Annotated in this window: 23 protein-coding genes and 1 pseudogene; all 24 read left to right on the top strand. The window is 38.7% G+C overall.

Annotated elements, in window-relative coordinates; all coding sequences use genetic code 11:
* Positions 1-148: 148 nt before the first annotated feature.
* Positions 149-262, top strand: a pseudogene (locus ACZYT3_RS11860) (DUF3789 domain-containing protein); the annotation flags it as partial.
* 60 nt (positions 263-322) lie between these two features.
* Positions 323-484: a hypothetical protein gene (locus ACZYT3_RS11855; RefSeq protein WP_008370400.1), complete on the top strand. Its 162-nt coding sequence runs from the start codon at positions 323-325 to the stop codon at positions 482-484.
* 143 nt (positions 485-627) lie between these two features.
* Positions 628-1,224 (top strand): VanZ family protein, encoded by a 597-nt coding sequence (locus ACZYT3_RS11850; protein ID WP_055223593.1) that lies wholly within the window; start codon positions 628-630, stop codon positions 1,222-1,224.
* An 87-nt stretch (positions 1,225-1,311) separates the two neighbouring features.
* Complete coding sequence (locus ACZYT3_RS11845) at positions 1,312-1,608, top strand: conjugal transfer protein (RefSeq protein ID WP_082431306.1); 297 nt, start codon at positions 1,312-1,314, stop codon at positions 1,606-1,608.
* The gene (locus tag ACZYT3_RS11840) at positions 1,527-2,030 is read left to right on the top strand and encodes an antirestriction protein ArdA (protein ID WP_055223595.1); all 504 of its coding nucleotides are present in this window, start codon (positions 1,527-1,529) and stop codon (positions 2,028-2,030) included. Before ACZYT3_RS11845 ends, ACZYT3_RS11840 begins: the two co-directional genes overlap by 82 nt.
* A gap of 17 nt (positions 2,031-2,047) precedes the next feature.
* On the top strand, positions 2,048-2,551 hold the full coding sequence (locus tag ACZYT3_RS11835) for an antirestriction protein ArdA (RefSeq protein ID WP_003417623.1): 504 nt from the start codon (positions 2,048-2,050) through the stop codon (positions 2,549-2,551).
* 117 nt (positions 2,552-2,668) lie between these two features.
* Positions 2,669-3,067 (top strand): conjugal transfer protein, encoded by a 399-nt coding sequence (locus ACZYT3_RS11830; protein ID WP_011861948.1) that lies wholly within the window; start codon positions 2,669-2,671, stop codon positions 3,065-3,067.
* The gene (gene tcpF / locus ACZYT3_RS11825; RefSeq protein ID WP_055223597.1) at positions 3,045-5,495 is read left to right on the top strand and encodes a conjugal transfer ATPase TcpF; all 2,451 of its coding nucleotides are present in this window, start codon (positions 3,045-3,047) and stop codon (positions 5,493-5,495) included. The genes ACZYT3_RS11830 and tcpF overlap by 23 nt, the downstream gene beginning before the upstream one ends.
* Positions 5,495-7,705: a CD3337/EF1877 family mobilome membrane protein gene (locus ACZYT3_RS11820; protein WP_055223599.1), complete on the top strand. Its 2,211-nt coding sequence runs from the start codon at positions 5,495-5,497 to the stop codon at positions 7,703-7,705. The genes tcpF and ACZYT3_RS11820 overlap by 1 nt, the downstream gene beginning before the upstream one ends.
* Positions 7,702-8,709, top strand: coding sequence for a C40 family peptidase (locus tag ACZYT3_RS11815; protein ID WP_055223601.1), 1,008 nt, complete (start codon positions 7,702-7,704; stop codon positions 8,707-8,709). Before ACZYT3_RS11820 ends, ACZYT3_RS11815 begins: the two co-directional genes overlap by 4 nt.
* Before the next feature lie 15 nt (positions 8,710-8,724).
* Positions 8,725-9,636: a conjugal transfer protein gene (locus ACZYT3_RS11810; protein ID WP_055223602.1), complete on the top strand. Its 912-nt coding sequence runs from the start codon at positions 8,725-8,727 to the stop codon at positions 9,634-9,636.
* 144 nt (positions 9,637-9,780) lie between these two features.
* The gene (locus ACZYT3_RS11805) at positions 9,781-10,095 is read left to right on the top strand and encodes a DUF6442 family protein (protein WP_055157126.1); all 315 of its coding nucleotides are present in this window, start codon (positions 9,781-9,783) and stop codon (positions 10,093-10,095) included.
* Between the two features lies 1 nt (position 10,096).
* The gene (locus ACZYT3_RS11800; RefSeq protein WP_005342572.1) at positions 10,097-10,306 is read left to right on the top strand and encodes a helix-turn-helix transcriptional regulator; all 210 of its coding nucleotides are present in this window, start codon (positions 10,097-10,099) and stop codon (positions 10,304-10,306) included.
* A 14-nt stretch (positions 10,307-10,320) separates the two neighbouring features.
* On the top strand, positions 10,321-10,650 hold the full coding sequence (locus tag ACZYT3_RS11795; RefSeq protein WP_178830834.1) for a DUF3784 domain-containing protein: 330 nt from the start codon (positions 10,321-10,323) through the stop codon (positions 10,648-10,650).
* Between the two features lie 15 nt (positions 10,651-10,665).
* Entirely contained in the window at positions 10,666-10,896 is a 231-nt protein-coding gene (locus tag ACZYT3_RS11790) for a hypothetical protein (protein ID WP_054752748.1), read from the top strand.
* Between the two features lie 166 nt (positions 10,897-11,062).
* The gene (locus ACZYT3_RS11785; protein WP_055223605.1) at positions 11,063-11,833 is read left to right on the top strand and encodes an ABC transporter ATP-binding protein; all 771 of its coding nucleotides are present in this window, start codon (positions 11,063-11,065) and stop codon (positions 11,831-11,833) included.
* Positions 11,823-13,790, top strand: coding sequence for an ABC transporter permease (locus ACZYT3_RS11780; RefSeq protein ID WP_464088807.1), 1,968 nt, complete (start codon positions 11,823-11,825; stop codon positions 13,788-13,790). The genes ACZYT3_RS11785 and ACZYT3_RS11780 overlap by 11 nt, the downstream gene beginning before the upstream one ends.
* 58 nt (positions 13,791-13,848) lie before the next feature.
* Complete coding sequence (locus ACZYT3_RS11775; RefSeq protein WP_015530206.1) at positions 13,849-14,508, top strand: response regulator transcription factor; 660 nt, start codon at positions 13,849-13,851, stop codon at positions 14,506-14,508.
* Positions 14,505-15,509 carry a sensor histidine kinase gene (locus ACZYT3_RS11770; RefSeq protein ID WP_055223653.1) on the top strand — a complete coding sequence of 335 codons (1,005 nt, stop codon included), beginning with the start codon at positions 14,505-14,507 and terminating at the stop codon, positions 15,507-15,509. The genes ACZYT3_RS11775 and ACZYT3_RS11770 overlap by 4 nt, the downstream gene beginning before the upstream one ends.
* 293 nt (positions 15,510-15,802) lie before the next feature.
* A complete protein-coding gene (locus ACZYT3_RS11765; RefSeq protein WP_009261829.1) occupies positions 15,803-16,222 on the top strand; it encodes an RNA polymerase sigma factor in 420 nt (139 codons plus the stop codon).
* 1 nt (position 16,223) lies between these two features.
* The gene (locus ACZYT3_RS11760) at positions 16,224-16,472 is read left to right on the top strand and encodes a helix-turn-helix domain-containing protein (RefSeq protein ID WP_004613734.1); all 249 of its coding nucleotides are present in this window, start codon (positions 16,224-16,226) and stop codon (positions 16,470-16,472) included.
* A gap of 434 nt (positions 16,473-16,906) precedes the next feature.
* On the top strand, positions 16,907-17,101 hold the full coding sequence (locus ACZYT3_RS11755; RefSeq protein ID WP_004614488.1) for a hypothetical protein: 195 nt from the start codon (positions 16,907-16,909) through the stop codon (positions 17,099-17,101).
* Between the two features lie 104 nt (positions 17,102-17,205).
* Entirely contained in the window at positions 17,206-18,426 is a 1,221-nt protein-coding gene (locus tag ACZYT3_RS11750; protein ID WP_055223655.1) for a tyrosine-type recombinase/integrase, read from the top strand.
* 206 nt (positions 18,427-18,632) lie between these two features.
* Complete coding sequence (locus ACZYT3_RS11745) at positions 18,633-21,170, top strand: ATP-dependent Clp protease ATP-binding subunit (protein ID WP_294562769.1); 2,538 nt, start codon at positions 18,633-18,635, stop codon at positions 21,168-21,170.
* Positions 21,171-21,227 lie beyond the last annotated feature (57 nt).

Below are 21,227 nucleotides of genomic sequence, written 5' to 3'. Positions count from 1 at the left end.
AGGAAACGGTACAGACTACATGGAAACAATCGAACAGCAGGCAAAGCTCACAGAAAAGCATGAAATGATTATCAAACAGCAGACGACCCCTGCAAAAGATTTGGTGGAAAGTTAGGAGTGATAAAAAATGTGGGTATTATTAAAAGACTTCCTGCTGGTATCTATGGGAATGGGTATCGGCGTAGTCTTGATGTGTATTTTGAATGTCGGCAAAGAAGCTGACTATGAAATGAAACAATTAAAAGAAAGCGAGGACAATTAAATGAATTTCGGACAAAATTTGTATCAATGGTTTTTATCAAATGCACAGAGCTTGGTGCTTATGTCGATCGTGGTTATCGGTATCTACTTAGGTTTCAAGCGTGAGTTTTCCAAACTTATCGGCTTCTTGGTAGTTGCCTTAATTGCTGTCGGCTTGGTATTCAATGCTGGCGGTGTGAAAGATGTACTGTTAGAGCTGTTCAATAAGATTATCGGTGCATAAAATATTGAAATTATCTTTAATTGCAGAGCAAAAAATGATATGATAATATAAAATCTTTCATAAAAACAAAATACATTCTTTCGTGCTTTTTAAGATTTTTACTGTATCATTTTATTTAAAATTACTGTGAAAGGACGATTACTATGTTATCTACAATTTATGCTTTGCTATGTATTATAGTTCCTTGTTCCTTATACCAGCTTATCATTTGCAAGCGTCAAAACAAAAAACAAGAAAACAAAACAATTCATTTTGTATGGGTATATATTTTTCTGTTATATATCTACTTGACGTTCTCTGTTGCAGGTATAGGTAGTATTTGGGATATTGGACATTATGATACGATTATAAGATTAGAGGAAATCAATTTATTACCGTTTCAGTCTGAGGGGATAATGACTTATGTTTTAAATATTATAATGTTTTTACCTCTGGGCTTTTTAATTCCTTTAATTTGGAAACGATACAGAAATCCTCTGAAAATTTTTATGATAGGCTTCGGTTTTTCATTATCCATTGAACTTTGCCAGTTATTCAATCGGAGAAATACAGATATTGATGATTTAATGATGAATACGCTAGGGGCAGTTATTGGATATTTTATTTGGAAATTGACAAAAAGGTTATTTAAAAATATTAACCATAAATCTATTTCTCTTTCTAAACTAGAACCTATTGTATATTTAACTCTTGCAGTTTTAGGAGAATTTCTATTATTCAACTGGAGAATTTTTCTCTAGTGCTAACAAAAATATTTACACAAAAAGCAGTTAGTCTTAGGATTGACTGCTTTTTTCTTACCTAAAATTTCAGATTGGAGTGATTACATGAACGATATTTTTAGGGATATGCAGGCAAACGTCGGCTGTGATTATCTTTCTGACCTGCCCTCTTACAAGCGTAAGGTGTGGCAGGAAATGAAACGGCTGAACCCTGCCGACTATGAAGAAAGACAGTTAGAAGATTTTTCTAACTATGTGTTTGGTATGTCGTACCAGACCATAAAAGATGTGATGAAGCAACAGAAAGGACGTGAGGAACAATGCAGGAAACAAGGGTGCTGGTGGAAACGAGAGGAACAACTGGCGAAGAAACAATATCATACTGGTTTGAACTGCCGATAGATGTTGCCGAGTTTGAAGAAAAGCTAGGTATCGGTGCAGAAAGTCAAGATTACCGTATTATCGAAAAGGTGTTGCCTTATGCTGATGAAGTCCACGAACATACAAGCGTGTACCAGCTCAACGAATTAGATTTTATGTACCGCCAGCTTTCAAGTGATATGCAGGAAGAATATGTATCACTACTTACGGTGTTTGAAAATTTAGAAGCACTTTATATTTGCAGGAATGTGATTACGGTTTATCCCAACTGCAAAAGCATGATAGATGTTGCAAAGCAAAAGCTGATGAACGACCCGACGTTCAAACATTTATCCGAGGACTGTCAAGCCTACTATTTTGACTTTGAAGCCTATGCTTCTCACTTGCAGGAACACGGGAAATTTTTAGTAACAGAACACGGTATCTTTGAACTGCCAGAGTAGGAAATGAGGTGGTGCTTATGATTGATGATATGGCGGTTTACATTGCTAATCTTGGCAAATACAATGAGGGCTATTTAGTCGGTGCTTGGTTCACATTTCCTATTGACGAGGAAGATGTAAAAGAAAAAATCGGCTTGAATGAACAGTATGAGGAATACGCTATCCATGATACCGACAACTTCCCTATTGCGATTGGCGAGTATGTTTCCATTGAAGAACTGAACTCTATGTATGAAATGATAGAGGAACTTCCCGACTATATCGTAGAATGTCTGGACGAATTTATCAGCCACTACGGGACGCTGGAAGAAGTCGTGGAACACAAGGACGATATTTATTATTATCCCGACTGTGAAACCATGACAGACGTTGCCTATTACTACATAGACGAATTGCAGGCACTTGGGGATATTCCACCCAGCTTACAGAATTACATTGACTATGAAGCCTACGGGCGAGATTTGGATATGGGCGGTTGCTTCATTGAAACAAGCCGAGGTATGTGCGAGATACCATATTAACGCTGGAAGATCAGCAACAAGCATTGTTGCTACTGACAGCGTATTTCTCTTTTAAGGGACAGTCTGAAACATGGCTGTCCTTTCCATTTAGAAACTTACGAAAGGAGCTGAAAGAACTTGAAAAAGATTAAATCTTATACGGGTATCTGGAACGTGGAAAAAGTCTTGTATGCAATCAATGACTTTAACTTACCCTTTCCCGTTACCTTTACACAGATTACATGGTTTGTGATTACAGAATTTATCATCATTCTGTTTGGGGATATGCCCCCACTTTCCATGATTGAGGGAGCATTTCTCAAATACTTCGGTATTCCCGTTGCTCTCACTTGGTTTATGTCGCAGAAAACCTTTGACGGAAAGAAGCCGTACAGCTTTTTGAAATCACAGATAACCTATGCCCTGCGACCAAAAATCACTTATGCAGGAAAAGCCGTAAAACTGCATAAGCAGACCTTGAATGAAACAATCACGGCAGTAAGGAGTGTGAACTATGTTCCCGATAAAATATATTGACAATAACCTTGTCTGGAACAAGGACAATGAGGTGTTCGCCTACTATGAGCTGATACCGTACAACTATTCTTTCTTATCCGCAGAGCAGAAATTTATTGTGCATGACAGCTTTCGACAGCTTATCGCACAGTCCCGTGAGGGTAAAATTCATGCCTTGCAGATTGCCACGGAAAGCTCCATACGAAGTATGCAGAAACAGTCAAAGAAACTGGTAACTGGAAAATTAAAGGAAGTTGCTTACCAGAAGATAGACGAACAGACCGAAGCGTTAGTATCTATGATTGGGGACAATCAAGTGGACTACCGCTTTTTTCTTGGCTTTAAGCTCATGGTTACGGAAGAACAGCTCAATCTGAAGAACATCAAAAAATCGGCGTGGCTGACGTTCACGGAATTTCTCCATGAAGTGAACCACACGCTGATGAATGATTTTGTTTCCATGCCGAATGATGAAATCAACCGTTACATGAAAATGGAAAAGTTACTGGAAAATAAAATCTCCCGTCGCTTTAAGGTGCGTCGCTTGGAAATCAACGATTTTGGGTATCTCATGGAACATCTTTACGGCAGGGACGGTATCGCCTATGAAGATTATGAGTACCAGCTACCAAAGAAAAAATTGAACAAAGAAACGCTGATAAAATACTACGACCTTATCCGTCCGACAAGGTGTGTGATTGAAGAAAGCCAGCGATATTTACGCTTGGAACATGAGGACAAGGAAAGTTATGTGTCCTATTTTACCGTCAATGCGATTGTCGGCGAGCTTGATTTTCCGTCAAGTGAAATCTTCTATTTCCAGCAACAGCAATTCACATTCCCCGTTGATACTTCTATGAATGTAGAAATCGTGGAAAATCGAAAAGCATTAACGACAGTCCGCAACAAGAAAAAGGAATTGAAAGACCTTGACAATCACGCTTATCAAGCAGGAAGTGAAACCAGCTCAAATGTGGTGGACGCATTAGACAGCGTGGACGAACTGGAAACGGACTTAGACCAGAGCAAAGAAAGTATGTATAAGTTAAGCTACGTGATACGGGTGTCTGCACCCGATCTTGACGAGCTGAAACGCCGTTGTGATGAAGTCAAGGACTTTTACGACGACCTCAATGTAAAGCTGGTGCGTCCTGCTGGGGATATGCTGGGGCTTCATTCTGAATTTTTACCTGCCAGCAAGCGATATATCAATGACTACGTGCAGTATGTAAAATCAGATTTCTTGGCAGGTCTTGGTTTTGGTGCGACACAGCAGTTAGGGGAAACTACGGGTATCTATATGGGCTATTCCGTTGATACGGGAAGAAATGTGTACCTGCAACCGTCCCTTGCCAGTCAAGGTGTGAAAGGCACAGTTACCAACGCTTTAGCTTCTGCTTTTGTCGGTTCGCTTGGCGGTGGAAAATCGTTCTGTAACAATCTTCTGGTATATTATGCGGTGCTGTTTGGCGGTCAAGCAGTCATTTTAGACCCCAAAGCCGAGAGAGGCAACTGGAAAGAAACACTCCCAGAAATCGCCCATGAAATCAATATCGTAAACCTTACCAGCGACAAGGACAATGCAGGACTTCTTGACCCATTCGTGATTATGAAGAATGTAAAAGACGCTGAAAGTCTGGCAATCGACATCTTGACATTCCTTACGGGTATTTCTTCTAGGGACGGCGAAAAATTCCCCGTACTTCGTAAGGCGGTGCGTTCCGTTACCCAAAGCGAAAAAGGAGGACTGTTACACGTCATTGAAGAATTGCGAAAAGAAGATACACCAGTATCAAGAAATATCGCAGACCATATCGACAGTTTTACGGACTATGATTTTGCACACCTGCTGTTTTCGGACGGTACGGTAGAAAATGCTATCAGTCTGGATAATCAGCTCAATATCATTCAAGTAGCCGACCTTGTACTGCCAGATAAAGATACCACTTTTGAGGAATACACGACCATTGAATTATTGTCGGTGTCTATGCTGATTGTGATTAGTACCTTTGCCCTTGATTTTATCCATTCGGACAGAAGCATTTTTAAGATTGTAGACCTTGACGAAGCGTGGGCGTTCTTAAATGTGGCACAAGGAGAAACGCTCTCTAACAAGCTGGTTCGTGCTGGACGAGCTATGCAGGCAGGCGTGTATTTCGTTACACAATCTTCTGGGGACGTGGCAAAGGAAAGTCTGAAAAACAATATCGGCTTGAAGTTTGCCTTTAGAAGCACAGATATAAACGAGATAAAGCAGACCTTAGAGTTTTTCGGTATCGACAAGGACGACGAGAACAACCAGAAACGCTTGCGTGATTTGGAGAACGGACAATGCTTATTGCAGGACTTATACGGGCGTGTGGGTGTAGTACAGATACATCCCGTCTTTGAAGAACTGCTACACGCCTTTGATACCAGACCGCCCGTACAGAGAAATGAGGTGGAGTGATGAAAGAAAGGATAAAAGGTGCGTTCACAAAAAAGAAGATTTTCCACTTTCTCAAAATGGCTCTGTTTGTCGTGGCACTCTCCCTTATCCTGCTTTCACTTCTGGGGACGGTGGCTCATGCGACGGGGCTTGTGGACGATACCATAAACACAGAAAATCTTTACTCAAAATATCCCCTTTCCAACTACCAGCTTGATTTTTATGTAGATAATAGCTGGTCGTGGCTTCCGTGGAACTGGCTGGACGGGATTGGAAAATCGGTACAGTACGGGCTTTACTGCATTACCAACTTTGTCTGGACGATAAGCCTTTATTTGAGCAATGCCACGGGCTATGTGGTGCAGGAAGCCTATAAATTAGACTTCATTAACGATATGGCAGACAGTATCGGAAAGAGCATACAGACCCTTGCAGGTGTTACGGCAAACGGTTTTTCCAGCTCTGGCTTCTATGTTGGTTTTCTGCTTCTCATTATCTTAGTGGTGGGACTTTATGTTGCCTATACGGGACTGATAAAACGGGAAACAAGCAAAGCACTTCACGCCGTTATCAACTTTGTGGTGGTATTCGTGTTGTCTGCTTCATTTATTGCCTATGCTCCCGATTACATCAAAAAGATAAATGAGTTTTCATCAGACATCAGTACCGCTTCACTTGACTTGGGAACAAAAATCATGCTCCCCAACTCTGACAGCGAGGGCAAGGACAGCGTGGACTTGATACGGGACAGCTTATTTTCCATTCAAGTGGAACAGCCGTGGTTACTCTTACAATTCGGGAACAGCAACGCAGAGGAAATCGGGACAGACCGTGTGGAAGCTCTCGTATCGGCAAGCCCAGAGGACGAGGACGGCAAGACCAGAGAGGAAGTCGTGAAAACAGAAATCGAGGATAACGACAATAACAATCTGACGATACCGCAGGTGGTAAACCGTTTAGGTATGGTGTTCTTCCTCTTGTTCTTCAACTTAGGTATCACGATATTTGTATTCTTGCTTACGGGCATGATGTTATTTAGCCAGATACTTTTTATTATCTTCGCTATGTTCCTGCCTATTAGTTTCTTGCTCTCTATGATACCGAGCTATGAAAGCATGGCAAAGCAGGCAATCGTAAGGGTATTTAATACCATAATGACACGGGCAGGAATAACGCTCATTGTAACGGTGGCGTTCAGTATTTCCAGTATGTTTTATAACATATCTACGGACTATCCGTTTTTCATGGTGGCGTTCTTGCAGATAGTGTGTTTCGCTGGTATCTACATGAAGCTGGGCGACTTAATGAGTATGTTCTCTTTGAATGCTAACGACAGTCAAAGCATGGGACGCAGGATTTTCCGCAGACCGTATCTGTTTATGCGACATAGGGCTAGGCGTATGGAACACCGTATTGCAAGGGCAGTAAGTGCTGGCGGTATTTCGGGTGGTGTGGCTGGTGCGGTGGCTGGAAGTGCCGTTGCTGGCAAACGAGCGGAAAGAAAAAATACAGCTTCTAAAGAAAATCGGGGCAATACCACTTCCAGCATGGGACAGCGAGCAGGCTCAAAGGTGGGTGCTGTCTTAGATACGAAAAATAAAGTGAAAGACAAGGCAAATGCTGTCAAAGAAAACATCAAGGATATGCCGACACAGACCGCTTATGCGGTATATTCCGCAAAGGAAAAGGCAAAGTCCAGCGTATCAGATTTCAAGCGTGGCATGGTGCAGGAACAGAAGTCCAGACAGACGGGACGATTGGAAAAGCAGGAACAGCATAGACAAAATATCGCTGACAAGCGTATGGAGCTTCAAAAAGCACAAGAAGCTAGGCAGGCACAGCGAAAGGCTGACGGATCAGCGACAACGGGAGCTACCCGTCCCCATGAGCGACCAGCCACAGCTTCAACCATTCCAAAGCCGAGTACAGAAAAAACGCAGGAAATCAAACGCCCTGCCACAGCGACCACTTCAAAAGCAAGCGAGCCAGTCAAGACAAGTGTTATCAAAGAGCGTCCGTTATCTTCTGGTGCTTCTGATAGAAAAGCGTCCCAGCCTATACAGCCAGCACATAGGCAGAATGTAGAAAAAGTGGTATCGCAGGAAACACACCAGAATTACAAAGCAGAGCGTACCACAAAGGCACAGACCTTTGAACAATCAAAGCGTACAACGGAACATACCGAAAAGAACCGTAACCTTGTAATGAAGAAAGGACAGAAGAAAAAATGAAACTGAAACATATCGCTCTTATTGGCAGTCTGTTTCCTATCCTCTTTTCTCTGGTGCTGTTCTTTGGTGTCCTCATTAGTGCGGACAGCGACGACGAAAACAGCAACTTTTCTTCTGGCATTACGGTTATGAATTTATCCGCAGAAGTTTTGAAACATCAGCCTATGGTGGAAAAATACGCCAGAGAAAACGGTATCTCCGAGTATGTCAATGTGCTACTTGCTATCATTCAAGTAGAAAGTGGCGGTACGGCAGAAGATGTTATGCAGAGTTCGGAAAGTTTGGGACTACCACCCAACTCTTTAGATACCGAAAGTTCAATCAAGCAGGGGTGTAAATATTTTGCGTCCCTGCTTTCTTCCTGCCAAAATCAAGGTATCGACGACTTGAATGTAGCGATACAGTCCTATAATTATGGCGGTGGTTATGTGGGATATGTGGCAGGAAAAGGAAAGAAATATACCTTTAATCTTGCAGAGAGCTTCGCCCGTGAGAAATCGGGTGGAAAGAAAGTAACCTACACCAACCCGATAGCCGTTGCAAAGAACGGGGGCTGGCGGTATGGCTATGGAAATATGTTCTATGTGGAATTAGTCAATCAGTATTTAACTGTTCCGCAGGTATCGGGAGAGCTGGCACAAAAGGTAATGAATGAAGCGTTAAAATATCAAGGCTGGAAATATGTGTATGGCGGTAGCAATCCCAACACTTCCTTTGACTGCTCGGGACTGACGCAATGGTGTTATGGAAAAGCTGGTATCTCCTTACCGAGAACAGCACAAGCACAATATGACGCTACCCAACATCTTCCGCTTTCGCAGGCAAAGGCTGGGGACTTGGTGTTTTTCCATTCTACCTATAACGCTGGTACTTATGTAACGCACGTTGCAATTTATGTAGGGAATAACCAGATATATCATGCAGGCGACCCGATAGGATATGCAGACCTAAGTAGTAGTTACTGGCAACAGCACTTAATCGGTGCAGGACGAGTAAAACAATAGAAAGGACTTGAAAATATGTTTAAGAAGAATAAGAAACAGACAGAAACTATCAAAGAACCAAAAGAAAAAAAGGTGCGTACTGTTAAGGTAGGCACACATAAGAAAACCGTGATTGCGTTGTGGGTGGTGCTTATCGCAAGCGTGAGCTTTGGAGTGTATAAGAATTTTACTGCTATCGACCAGCACACGACCCACGAAAAAGAAATCATTGAACTTCGCTTGCAGGACACCAACGGGATAGAAAATTTCGTGAAGAATTTTGCGAAGTCCTATTACACATGGAATAACAGTAAAGAAGCGATTGAATCAAGGACGCAGGCAATCAGCGGTTATCTGACAAAGGAATTGCAGGACTTGAATGTGGATACCATTAGAACCGATATACCGACCAACTCCACAGTTACAGATGTGATTGTGTGGAGTATCGAACAATCGGGAACGGACACTTTTTCTGCTACCTACGAAGTAGATCAGCAGATAAAAGAGGGAGAACAGACAAGCAATGTGAAAGCAACCTATATGGTAAAAGTCCATGTGGAGGCTGACGGGGATATGGTAATCGTTCAGAACCCTACCCTTGCACCAGCAATCGAAAAATCAGACTATGAGCCTAAGACACCAGAAGCAGACGCAAGTGTAGACGCTGATACTGTAAACGACGCTACCGCATTTCTGGAAACATTCTTTAAGCTGTACCCAACAGCCACAGAAAAAGAACTTGCCTATTATGTATCTGGTAATGTACTTGAACCTATCGGCAGGGACTACCTTTATTCTGAATTGGTAAACCCTATCTTCACAAAGGACGGGGACAATGTGAAAGTCAAGGTTGCCGTGAAATTCCTTGATAATCAGACAAAGGCGACGCAGGTGTCGCAGTATGAGCTTGTGCTACATAAGGATAGTAACTGGAAGATTGTAGGATAAATGATATAGCGTGCATTTCCTATCAGATTTGCACGCTTTTACAAAACGACAAGAAAACTGTGCAAAAATATTGACTTGTAATGACCGAATGCTATAATATAAATGACAAGTGTACTTGGTATTATTTGAAAGGAGCGTTATATAATGGATAAAGAAAAAATACTATCACAAAACAAAAAAGAGAATCTATATCTTGATGAATACGAAAAACATATTAAACTTCAAGGGAAATCTTTTGGCTTAATGTTTGTTTTATTTATCTGCATTTTAATTCTTTTCATTAAAGCAGTTTGTAAAGAACCTTACTATGACATAATGACAATTATTGGGTCTGTGGCATTTGGCTCTATGGGTTATGAAGCACATATTTCAAAAAATAAATCCAAATTTGTTATTGCTTTATTCTTTCTTCTATTTATGGGGTATTACTTTTATAAATTTTTAATGGTAGGTTTATAGAATGGACGAACATTTAATTTTGCGAAACAGATTAAAAACTGTACGAAAAGAAAAAAAATTATCACAAACAGAATTAGCTGAACTAGTCGGGGTTTCTCGGAATACAATTAGTTCTATTGAAACTGGACAATTTAATCCAACAGCAAAATTGGCATTAGTGCTTTGTATAGCTTTAGATAAAAAATTTGAAGAATTATTTTATTTTGATTAAAGGAGAGAACAATTATGGAATTAGAGGAATTGATTGTTGAAATAGTTATAGGATTGTTTTTACTTTTTACATCTTATCAAATAGGAATAAAAGAGAATATTACTTTATTACATGGTTATCATTATACACAACTTGACCCTAAAGATAAAAAGGTGTTTACAAAAAAAATAGGAATAGGCACTTTACTGGTTAGTATTGGTATTCTTGTTATCCCGATTATCAATTTAATCTCTCATTCTGAATTAGGCTATTACATAGGTCTTATTTTGATTGTTGTAGGAGTGTTTTATATCATATTCATCATTGTAAAATACAACGGAAAACTTATTAGCTTTAAAAAGTAGAATTGAGGTATGAATATGATAGGACTGAACAAAAGAGATATAAAAAAGGCATTGAAAGCTGGTGCAAAGGCTGGCGGTGTATCATTGGCTGATGTTCGGGCGGATATAGAAGCTACGATTGATGAAGCTATTAACAGCACCGACCCAGAAGTGCAGGCAAATTTCAAAAAGTATTTTGGAAATAAACGCCCTACACCAGAGGAATACATTTATACCATTACGAAAAAGACAAAGGTAAAATTATAATAAAAGGGTCGTGGAAATGTTTCACAGAATTGTGATCTGCATTATCACGGCTCTTTTACTCTCTGTTTACTTTCAAAACTGTAAGTGTAATTGAATACTGCCCTTGCTATAATTTAATTGTATTCCAAAACAAATAAATGTGGCAGGAAGAAAGGAGCGATTTTTAATGGAACACATTTTAAATTTAGAGCAAGTAAAAAAATACTACGGGGGTAATTCTGGAAATATCACAAAGGCAGTAGACGGTATTTCTATGTATGTAGACAAGGGCGAATTTGTCGCAATCATGGGAGCTAGTGGTTCTGGAAAGACTACCCTATTAAACTGTATCTCTACGATTGATACTGTAACCAGTGGACACATTACAGTCAATAATCAAGATATTACAAAAATCAAGGATAAAGATTTTGCTGATTTCAGACGTGAAAATCTAGGGTTCATTTTTCAAGATTTCAACCTTTTAAATACTTTAACGATTGAAGAAAACATTTCTTTGTCATTGGTAATCAACAAACGGAACCCTGCTGATATTGAAAAAAGAGTTCATGCTATCGCCGATAAATTGGGTATTCGTGATATTTTATCGAAATTTCCTTATGAAGTTTCTGGCGGACAAAAACAGCGTTGTGCTTGTGCTAGAGCCTTAATCAATGAACCGAAACTGATTTTAGCTGATGAACCGACGGGAGCTTTGGACTCAAAAGCTTCCAGATTGTTGCTGGAAACAATGGCTGACATCAATAAGAAAATGCAGGCAACTATTTTGATGGTAACACATGACCCGTTTAGTGCGTCTTTCTGTGAACGTATTTTGTTCTTGAAAGACGGTAAAATATTCAATGAAATCTTCAAAGGAGAAAAAAACAGAAAAGACTTCTTCAATGAAATACTGGATATATTAACCTTGCTTGGAGGTGAAGTGGGAAATGTTAGGTAAGTTAGCGTATAGAAATACAAAAAGAAATATTAAAGATTATATGATTTATCTGATAACCGTTACTGTTTCCTTTTCTCTTATATTTGCTTTTAATTTGGTGGCAAGTTCTGATGAAATTGTAAAGTTATGTTCCAGTATGGATGCATTTAAGAATTCATTGTTCGCTGTAAATATCCTTATTGTTTTTGTGATATGCTTTTTGATTAACTATACAACGAAATTTATGTTTGAAAAGAGAAGTAAAGAGTTAGGAACATATATGCTTCTTGGCATTGAGAAAAAAGAAATTGCCCACTTAGTTGTAATTGAAAATATACTGTTGGGAATTTTAGCAATTGTATTAGCTATTCCTATTGGCTTTTTATTCAGCCAGTTTGTGTCGTTAGTAATTGTAAACTTACTGGGTATTCCAAAAACTCTCTTTATTTCTTTGAATTTCGTTTCTATTGGACTATTGATAATTTATTTTTTAACTATTTATGTTTTGGTTTTACTTAATCTATTAAGAAGAATAAGTAAAATGACGATACGTGATTTTCTTTATTTTGATAAACAAAATGAAAAGAAAATGTTCCGTGACAGTAAAAAAAGAAATGTCATTTTTGTCTTAAGTATTATTCTTGGTGTGATTTCTCTTTTTCTCTGGAATTCACGTTGCACTATGGATAACTTTAATAAGCAAGAAACACTTACCTATTTAATGGTAAGCGTAATCATGTTGATTATCAGCATTTATGGTATATCTACAACTTGTGCAGATATGTTCTTGACTGTTTTGTTAAAGAATAAAAAAATGAAATATCAAAATGACAATCTGTTTGTAGCAAGAACATTTGCTTCTAAAGCAAGAACAATGAGCTTCACATTTGGTACATTGTCTATGTTGATTTTAACTTCACTGCTGGCTCTGAATTATTCTAGTATCAACAAAGCTTCGTATGATATCAGCGTAAATTTAAATGCACCATATGATGTACAACTCTTTGATGATAAGCAGGTATTTGATGAATATATTCGAGTAATTGAAGAAGAATATACGATTGATAATACCATTGAGTACGACATTTATAAAGAGCCGAATCATCAGGTACAAAATTTCTTCCAATCAGAATATTATGATTTTGACCCAGTCTTGAAGTTAAGTGATTATAATAGGTTACTAGAATTAAGAAAGATGCCGTTGCTTTCTTTAAATGATAACGAATACTATATAGTTACAAATAGCAAGTTTGCATATGAGGTTGAAGATAACAAAGACATTGAAACTATAACAGTAGCAAATAAAAATTTGAAATTAAAAGGATATGACACTAAGTCTTATTGGAACTCTATAACTAATACTGGCAGATTTGTTGTTGTACTTCCAGATAAATATGTTCAAGGACTTGAAGTATCAGAAAATCATTTGATTATAGATACAAAAGAAGAAACAGATGCAGAATTAGAAAACAAGATAAAAGAAGATATGCAACATCAATTAGTAAAGGTTGATGAAAATGGAGAAATAAATGACGAATCGTATAGAGTAAATGTAAGAGGTGCAGAAATAGAACAACAAAAAGCAATGGTTGCAATAGTAGCCAGTCTGTTTATGTACATTGCATTTATTTTGATTTCCGCAGTAGGGACAATTTTGGCAGTTCAATCATTGAGCGACTCTACTAAATACAAATATCGCTACTTGACCTTGCGAAGATTAGGAATAAATGATAAGTCGCTATTTAAGACAATCAGAAAACAATTATTGATATTATTTTGTGTCCCTGCAATATCAGCAATATTATGTTCTTTTGTGATGATGTCGTCATTGAATAATGTGTATCAACAAATTTTGGGAGATAAACACCTTTATCTAATCTACTTTGGCTTGAATTTAATTATCTTCTTCCTAATTTATAGTATTTACTGGATTGCAACGTATATTGGTTTTAAACGAAATATCAACGAGGAGAGTTAGACTTTTCTAGCTCTCCTGCTGTGAAATTATTATAATGATAAATCAAGGGGGTGTTGAAATGAGAATAGCAATTATCGAAGATGATGAAATCACTCGTTTGGAGCTTTCTAAATTATTGAACACACAAGGATATGAAACAGTTTTATTGACTGACTTTGGAAACCTGACAGATGAATTAAAGCAATATTCCATAGAACTGGTTCTGCTTGATATTAACCTGCCGTATGAGAATGGCTATGAAGTATGCAGGAAAATAAAACAAGTCATGCCAGTACCGATTATCTTTGTAACAAGCAGAGATACAAATGCTGACGAATTGAAAAGTATTCAAGTGGGTGGGATTGACTTCATAACAAAGCCGTATGACACGCTTATTCTTCTTGAGAAGATCAAGCGTGCATTGCAGTTGTCAAACCCGAATAATTTCCGTGAGCTTGTCAAAAAAGATTGTACCCTTGATTTACATTTATCCATTTTGAAGTATCAAGAGCAAAGCATTGAACTGACAAGAAATGAATTTCGTATTTTGTACTACTTCTTTATGAACGAAGATAAAGTTATTAGCAAAGAAGAACTATTGGAAAAGCTGTGGAATGACAAATATTATATAGACGAAAATGTATTATTGGTTAATATGACCCGTCTAAAAAAGAAAATGAAAGAAATCGGTATTGTTCATTTATTGGAAAATATACGAGGAAAGGGTTGGAAACTGTGAGTTTTTTTACATTCTTAGAAGAAAAAATAACAGAGATATTGTTTCAGCTTTTCTTTCTTGCCGTAGTAGCATTTCTCTTGATTTTCTACGGTGTAGATACGCTGTTTGTTGTATCGTTGGTAATTCTGTTCATCAGCATACAAGGGCTTTTTCAATGGTGTTTGTATCGGAAGAAACGTAACGTTTCACAACATATTATTGATTTAGTAGACGGACTGGAAGAAACCTATTATATTGCAGACGTTTTACCAAAGCCAAAAGAATTTCAAAATAAAGCCTATTGCTACGCACTAAAAAAAGCCTGCAAATCTATGAATGATGAAATCGGCAAAATCACAGAGGAAAAGCAGGACTATCAAGAATATGTGGAAAGTTTCGTCCATGAAATTAAAATACCGATAGGAGCATTGTCTTTGACGTTTGACAATACAAAAAATTACACATTAAAAAAAGAAACAGACAAAATATTTCAGTTAGTGGAACAAATGCTCTACTATGCAAGAAGCGAAAATACGGAAAAGGACTATTTTGTAAAACAGTTGCAGTTAGACGAAGTGATACATAATGTCATTCTGAAATTCCGTCATTCGCTTATGGAAAGAAAAGCAATTATCAATATCCATGACATAGAAAATGTCATTTATACTGATGAAAAATGGCTGACATTCATTCTATCTCAAATCGTGCAAAATGCGATTAAGTATTTTGATAAGCAAGAAAATAAACTGACGATATACAGTCAAGACAATGGTACAAATATATTGCTTGTGATTGAAGATAATGGTTGTGGAATAAAAGCGTCTGATTTATCCCGTGTATTTGAAAAAGGTTTTACGGGTTCAAATAGAAACAAAGCAAATGCAACGGGTATGGGACTGTATCTATCGAAAAAATTATGCGATAGGTTGGGCTTGAAATTGGATATTGCTTCTACGGAAAAAGAATATACAAGACTGACCATTACATTTCCAAAAGGAACAGTTCATAATTTTTCAGAGTAATTTGAAAACCATGCCAACATTGATACGGTGCTTTAAGGGGGCTTGCATTATGGAAAGCTTTAAGTACAATTATTTGCAATCAAATTCCACCTAATAGCACACTATTAAAAATTGAATATGTTTTAGCTTTAAAGGCTCGTACAGACTATATGTTTTGTGCGGGCTTTTTTCATACCCGAAAAAAATTTAAAAATTTTTCAAAAGAGGTCATTAAATCACACCTTTCATTCCCTATATGGTGCGGAAAGAGGGATAAACACTTTTCAAATCATAGTGGAAAGGGGGTGAGATTGATGAAACCGTCTGACTTCCAGAAAACAGTTCAATGTCGCTTTGAAAGTTGTTTGAAGAAAGTTGTCCGTCATGTTGTAAAGGACTACCAACAAGGATTAAAACGACGAAAAGATAAAGAAATTCCATTCTGTGAACTTCCAGAAATTTTCGTTGAAAATTTTGCTGTGTGGGACGACTACGAAACAGATTATACAATCTTTTCAGTATGTGGCATTGATATTCGTGTCCTTGATGATGAGCTGGCAGAAGCCTTGAAAAAACTTCCAGAAAGAAAGAGAAATACTCTGTTAATGTATTACTTCTTGGAAATGACAGAAAGTGAAATTGCCAACTTACAAAAGATTACGCAAAGCGGTGTATTTAGAAACCGACATCATGCTTTGGAAACTATGAAAAAAATACTAAAGGAGAAGCAGTAAAATGAAGCAAACATTTAAGAAGCCGTCCTACTATTTGCTTTCGCAAGCAATGGACGGGGACGAAAAAGCGATTGAAAAAATACTGGCATTTTATGACCCGTACATATCAAAGTGCTGTTTGCGTCCACTCTATGATGAATACGGCAATGTCTATATTGTTGTAGATATGGAGTTAAAGGGACTTATCCGAGAAGCACTTATCAAAATGATTTTAGGGTTTGATATTGCCTTAGAAATCGAAGAAGAATAAGCAGTTTTTAGCAGAGCATGGTTTAATGTCCCCCTCTTTCCTGCTCTGCCCTGCTTTTACATGAAAGCAACACGCTTTCGCCACAGCTCTTTGACAACTGAATAAAGCAGACAGATACGTTTGTGAGATAGCGAGCCACGGGGACTGTACGCCACGACTTTTCCAAAAGAAAGCGAGCGACCCACGCAGTGATCCGAGAGCGACTGTTGGAAAAGTCGTTTTGCCATGACCTATCCTCACAGAATAATGATACGTCCGCATGGTGCGGTTCTGCCCACAAGAATGGGAATAGTTGAGATACTAATGGAGCTTTCCAAAGCCGTCTGTCTGCTTATGTAACTTATAAATAGACACACAGCAAAGGGGGTGTTACATTATGTTAAATACTGATGTGTTAAATGATGTGATGTTCCAGCGAGGTAAGGTGTTGGAATATGAATAAAACGAAGATAAGAGCAACGGAACAGCCGATTGCTGTTGATATAGAGGGACTGTCTGCTATGTTATCTTGTGGTCGTGCTACTGCAAGAAAGATTGGCGAGCAGGCAGGAGCAAAAATTGTGATAGGTCGCAGGGTTCTTTATTCCATAGAAAAAGTCAAGAAATACTTGTTATATTTGGAAGAATAGAGCGATTTTCTATTTATGTTCTCTGGCGTGTGTAGTATAATAAGAAAGGACAAAGCACGCTGTGAGAACAAGAAAAGAGGCTTTTTCAGAAAGGAATGGTTCTCATGGCAATTAGTAGAAAAGACCCAAAAGGAAGAAAATTAAGAGAGGGCGAAAACTGGCGTAATGATGGAAGATACAGTTATCGTTATACAGATGCAAGAACAGGCAAGAGATTGACAGTCTATGCACAAGATTTACCAGAGCTTCGAGAAAAAGAGAAGCAGATTGCAAAAGATATGGAAGATAATATATTGACAGACGGAGCAATCAAAAAAATGACGCTTAACACGTTGTTTGAGCGTTATATGGCAACTCGTGAGCTGGCTGATACTACAAGAGTTAGTTATGTTCGTGCTTGGGAAAACAGAGTAAAAGACGAGATTGGAAATATTAAAGTTGTTCAGCTTTTACCCTCACATATTAAAGCGTATTATGCGAAACTTTCCAAAGCTGGATATGCTTATTCTACAATCAAGTATATTCACAACCTGCTTTATCCTGCATTAGAAATGGCTGTTGATGACGATATTATCCGAAAGAACCCTGCAAAAAGTTCCATTAGTGATTATGGAAAACCAGCAGAGGAAAAAGAAGCCTTAACAGTTTCTCAACAAGAAAAGTTTATGGAGTTTGTAAAACAGAGCAATGTCTATAACACATATTATCCTATGTTTACCATAATGATTGGTACGGGGTTAAGGTGTGGGGAGCTTATTGGTCTTACATGGAAAGATATAAACATCAAGGCAAAAACGGTTAATGTAGACCACCAGCTCATTTATAAGAATTTAGGCGACGGTTGCAAGTTCCATATCTCAACACCAAAAACGTCGTCGGGTATTCGTATTATACCTATGACACAAGAAGTTGCAAAAGCCTTTGAGGAACAAAGAAAAATCAATTTTATGCTTGCAAAGGATAAGAGCATTGAGGTGGACGGGTGTTCGGGGTTTGTCTTTACAGCAAAATCGGGCAGACCGCTTATGCCGAATGGCGTAAATAGTGTTTTATACAACATTGTAGACGCATATAACAAAACCGAAGTAGAGAGAGCAAAAAAAGAGCATAGGAAAGCAGAGCTGTTACCAAAGTTTTCAGCCCATGTCATGCGTCACACAGCTTGTACCAGAATGGCAGAGTGCCGTATGGACGTAAAAGTTCTTCAATATATTATGGGACACGCTCATATAGATGTAACAATGGAAGTGTATAACCATATTGGAGAGCTGACAAGGATTGAAAATGAGATTGCAAGACTAGATAGTATGGTGTTAAATGCTTGACACCACAAAAAGAGAAATTGGTGTCAAATTGGTGTCAAAACAGAAAAAATCACAATTTCAAAAGAAATAAGATACTGCAAACCATTGATTTTAAAGGGTTTGCAAAAAAAATCTCAAAAAATTAGCACTCACCTATTGACAGTGCTAATTTATATGGTATAATACTGTTAGCACAGAAAGGAATGGAGTGCTAAGGAGGGGTTTTCATGGATGTAAATCAATTATCTGAAAACATGCAGAAAATATTGCTGAAGGCAATTGAAAAAGCTAAAAGCTATCAGCATGTCAGTGTCGATACACTTGAATTTCTGGAAGCTATATTTGAAGATAACACACTTGATGGTCTTTTTAAGCGTGTAGCACTTGATAAAGAAAAAGTATTCAGGATCCTTCAAGACGAGAATACGCATATCGCACGAACCTCTTATAAGGATATTACATTAAGCAATAAGGTTCAGGAGAGCTTTATGAATGCGAAAAAATGGTCCGATGAGCATGAGGAAAGCTATGTGAGCGTATTTAGTGTTCTGTTGGCTCTTTTGAAGAATAAAAGCAGTATTTCACAGCGGGTGGTCAGTGAATGTGGCATTGATCTGAAAAAGCTGGAAAGTGAGGAATTGATTCGTAGAGGGGGAATGAAGATGAATACCCAGACCAGTGAAAATAATATTGAAGCATTAAGTAAATATGGACGTGATTTAGTTGAGGATGTAAAGGAAGGTAAGATCGATCCGGTCATCGGACGTGATGAAGAAATTCGTCGAGTTATTGAAATATTGTCGAGGAAGACAAAAAATAATCCGGTGCTGATCGGTGAGCCGGGCGTTGGTAAAACAGCGATTGTCGAGGGCATTGCATGGAGAATCATGAAGGGCGATGTTCCTTTGACATTAAAAGATAAGAAGCTGATCGAGTTGGACATGGGCTCTTTGATTGCCGGTGCCAAATATCGGGGTGAGTTTGAGGAACGTTTAAAGGCTGTTCTTGAAGAAGTCAAGAATGCAAACGGCGGTATCATCTTATTTATTGATGAAATTCATAATCTTGTCGGAGCCGGTAAAACAGAAGGCAGCATGGATGCCGCTAATCTGTTAAAGCCGATGCTGGCACGTGGAGAATTACGTTGTATCGGTGCGACGACCTTTGATGAATATCGTAAGTATATTGAAAAAGATGCCGCATTGGAAAGACGTTTCCAGAAGGTGATGGTCAATGAGCCGACGGTTGAAGATACGATCTCGATTTTGCGTGGCTTAAAAAGCCGTTTTGAATCCTATCATGGCGTAAAGATCCTGGATGAAGCGATCATTGCCAGTGCAACGCTTTCTAATCGTTATATCACAGATCGGTATTTGCCGGATAAAGCTATTGACTGTATCGATGAAGCCTGCGCCATGCTGCGTGTAGAAATGGATTCGATGCCGGCTGTACTGGATGAGCTTTCCCGTAAGATCATGCAGCTGGAAATTGAAGAAACAGCTTTGAAACAGGAAGAAGATAAAAAGACAAAAGAACGTTTGGCTGAAATCGTCGATGAGCTGAAGGAGCTTAAAACAAAACGTGATGAGCTGCATGCCAAGTGGATGGATGAAAAACGTGATTTGGAAGCAAGCAAGCAGGATAAGATCGATCTGGAGAAGGCTAAGCTGGAGCTGGAAAGAGCACAGAACGATGCCCGTTATGAAGATGCGGCCCGTCTGCAGTATCAAACGATCCCAAATCTGGAAAAACGTATCAAGGAAGCCAGTGAGAATATCAAGAGCGATTCTTTGATTCAGGAAACGGTCAATGAAGAAATGATTGCCAAGGTCGTTTCAAGATGGAGCGGTGTAGAGGTCAGCCGGATGGTAGAAAGTGAACGTATCAAGCTGTTGCATCTGCGGGAAGCCTTAGGTAAACGTGTCATCGGTCAGGATGAGGCGCTGACGCTTGTTACGGATGCGATCATGAGAAGCAAGGCACAGATTCAGGATGAAAACCGTCCGATCGGTTCCTTCCTCTTCTTAGGCCCTACAGGTGTCGGTAAGACGGAAGTGGCAAAAGCATTGGCTGAACAATTGTTTGACAGTGAAAGTCATATCATTCGTATCGATATGAGCGAATATATGGAGAAACACAGCGTCAGCCGGTTGATCGGTGCTCCTCCGGGATATGTCGGTTATGATGAAGGCGGACAATTGTCAGAAGCAGTTCGTCGTAATCCTTACTCGATCATTCTTTTTGATGAGGTAGAAAAAGCCCATCCGGATGTTTTTAACCTTTTGCTTCAGATCCTGGATGATGGACGTATCACTGATAATAAAGGTGTTACGATCGACTTTAAGAATACGCTGTTGATCATGACAAGCAACTTGGGAAGCGAGCATGCCAATGATGCGAATCCGAAGGAAGGTTATATGGCTGCTGTCAAATCATTCTTCAAACCGGAATTTATCAATCGTATCGATGAAATTATCGTCTTTAATTCACTCAATGATGATATGCTGCGCAAGATCGCTCATAAGTTCATGAACGAATTGATCGAACGTTTGAAGCAGAAAGACATTACCCTTGAAGTAAGCGACCGTGTTTATGATAACATTTCGAAATACGGTGTTGATGCTGTTTATGGTGCTCGTCCGATGAAGCGTTATATCCAGCGTAATATTGAAACGATGATTGCCAGAAAGATCATTGAAGGTACGATCAGCAAGGATCAGCATGTATTATTGGATGTTGAGAATGATGAATACGTAATACGTTAAATCACAGAAGACAGATAAAAGAATCCCACTAAAACAGATCAAGGAAATAAAAAAATT

Source organism: Traorella sp. mt218 (assembly GCF_055420025.1).
The sequence above is the reverse complement of the archived record's forward strand: the minus strand, read 5'-3'. Positions and strand labels throughout refer to the sequence as shown.

Coding starts and splice junctions, on each gene's coding strand:
- ACZYT3_RS11855 (WP_008370400.1), top strand. CDS start 323: ATGTCGATCGTGGTTATCGGTATCTACTTAGGTTTCAAGCGTGAGTTT.
- ACZYT3_RS11850 (WP_055223593.1), top strand. CDS start 628: ATGTTATCTACAATTTATGCTTTGCTATGTATTATAGTTCCTTGTTCC.
- ACZYT3_RS11845 (WP_082431306.1), top strand. CDS start 1,312: ATGAACGATATTTTTAGGGATATGCAGGCAAACGTCGGCTGTGATTAT.
- ACZYT3_RS11840 (WP_055223595.1), top strand. CDS start 1,527: ATGCAGGAAACAAGGGTGCTGGTGGAAACGAGAGGAACAACTGGCGAA.
- ACZYT3_RS11835 (WP_003417623.1), top strand. CDS start 2,048: ATGATTGATGATATGGCGGTTTACATTGCTAATCTTGGCAAATACAAT.
- tcpF (WP_055223597.1), top strand. CDS start 3,045: ATGTTCCCGATAAAATATATTGACAATAACCTTGTCTGGAACAAGGAC.
- ACZYT3_RS11820 (WP_055223599.1), top strand. CDS start 5,495: ATGAAAGAAAGGATAAAAGGTGCGTTCACAAAAAAGAAGATTTTCCAC.
- ACZYT3_RS11815 (WP_055223601.1), top strand. CDS start 7,702: ATGAAACTGAAACATATCGCTCTTATTGGCAGTCTGTTTCCTATCCTC.
- ACZYT3_RS11810 (WP_055223602.1), top strand. CDS start 8,725: ATGTTTAAGAAGAATAAGAAACAGACAGAAACTATCAAAGAACCAAAA.
- ACZYT3_RS11805 (WP_055157126.1), top strand. CDS start 9,781: ATGGATAAAGAAAAAATACTATCACAAAACAAAAAAGAGAATCTATAT.
- ACZYT3_RS11800 (WP_005342572.1), top strand. CDS start 10,097: ATGGACGAACATTTAATTTTGCGAAACAGATTAAAAACTGTACGAAAA.
- ACZYT3_RS11795 (WP_178830834.1), top strand. CDS start 10,321: ATGGAATTAGAGGAATTGATTGTTGAAATAGTTATAGGATTGTTTTTA.
- ACZYT3_RS11790 (WP_054752748.1), top strand. CDS start 10,666: ATGATAGGACTGAACAAAAGAGATATAAAAAAGGCATTGAAAGCTGGT.
- ACZYT3_RS11785 (WP_055223605.1), top strand. CDS start 11,063: ATGGAACACATTTTAAATTTAGAGCAAGTAAAAAAATACTACGGGGGT.
- ACZYT3_RS11780 (WP_464088807.1), top strand. CDS start 11,823: ATGTTAGGTAAGTTAGCGTATAGAAATACAAAAAGAAATATTAAAGAT.
- ACZYT3_RS11775 (WP_015530206.1), top strand. CDS start 13,849: ATGAGAATAGCAATTATCGAAGATGATGAAATCACTCGTTTGGAGCTT.
- ACZYT3_RS11765 (WP_009261829.1), top strand. CDS start 15,803: ATGAAACCGTCTGACTTCCAGAAAACAGTTCAATGTCGCTTTGAAAGT.
- ACZYT3_RS11760 (WP_004613734.1), top strand. CDS start 16,224: ATGAAGCAAACATTTAAGAAGCCGTCCTACTATTTGCTTTCGCAAGCA.
- ACZYT3_RS11755 (WP_004614488.1), top strand. CDS start 16,907: ATGAATAAAACGAAGATAAGAGCAACGGAACAGCCGATTGCTGTTGAT.
- ACZYT3_RS11750 (WP_055223655.1), top strand. CDS start 17,206: ATGGCAATTAGTAGAAAAGACCCAAAAGGAAGAAAATTAAGAGAGGGC.
- ACZYT3_RS11745 (WP_294562769.1), top strand. CDS start 18,633: ATGGATGTAAATCAATTATCTGAAAACATGCAGAAAATATTGCTGAAG.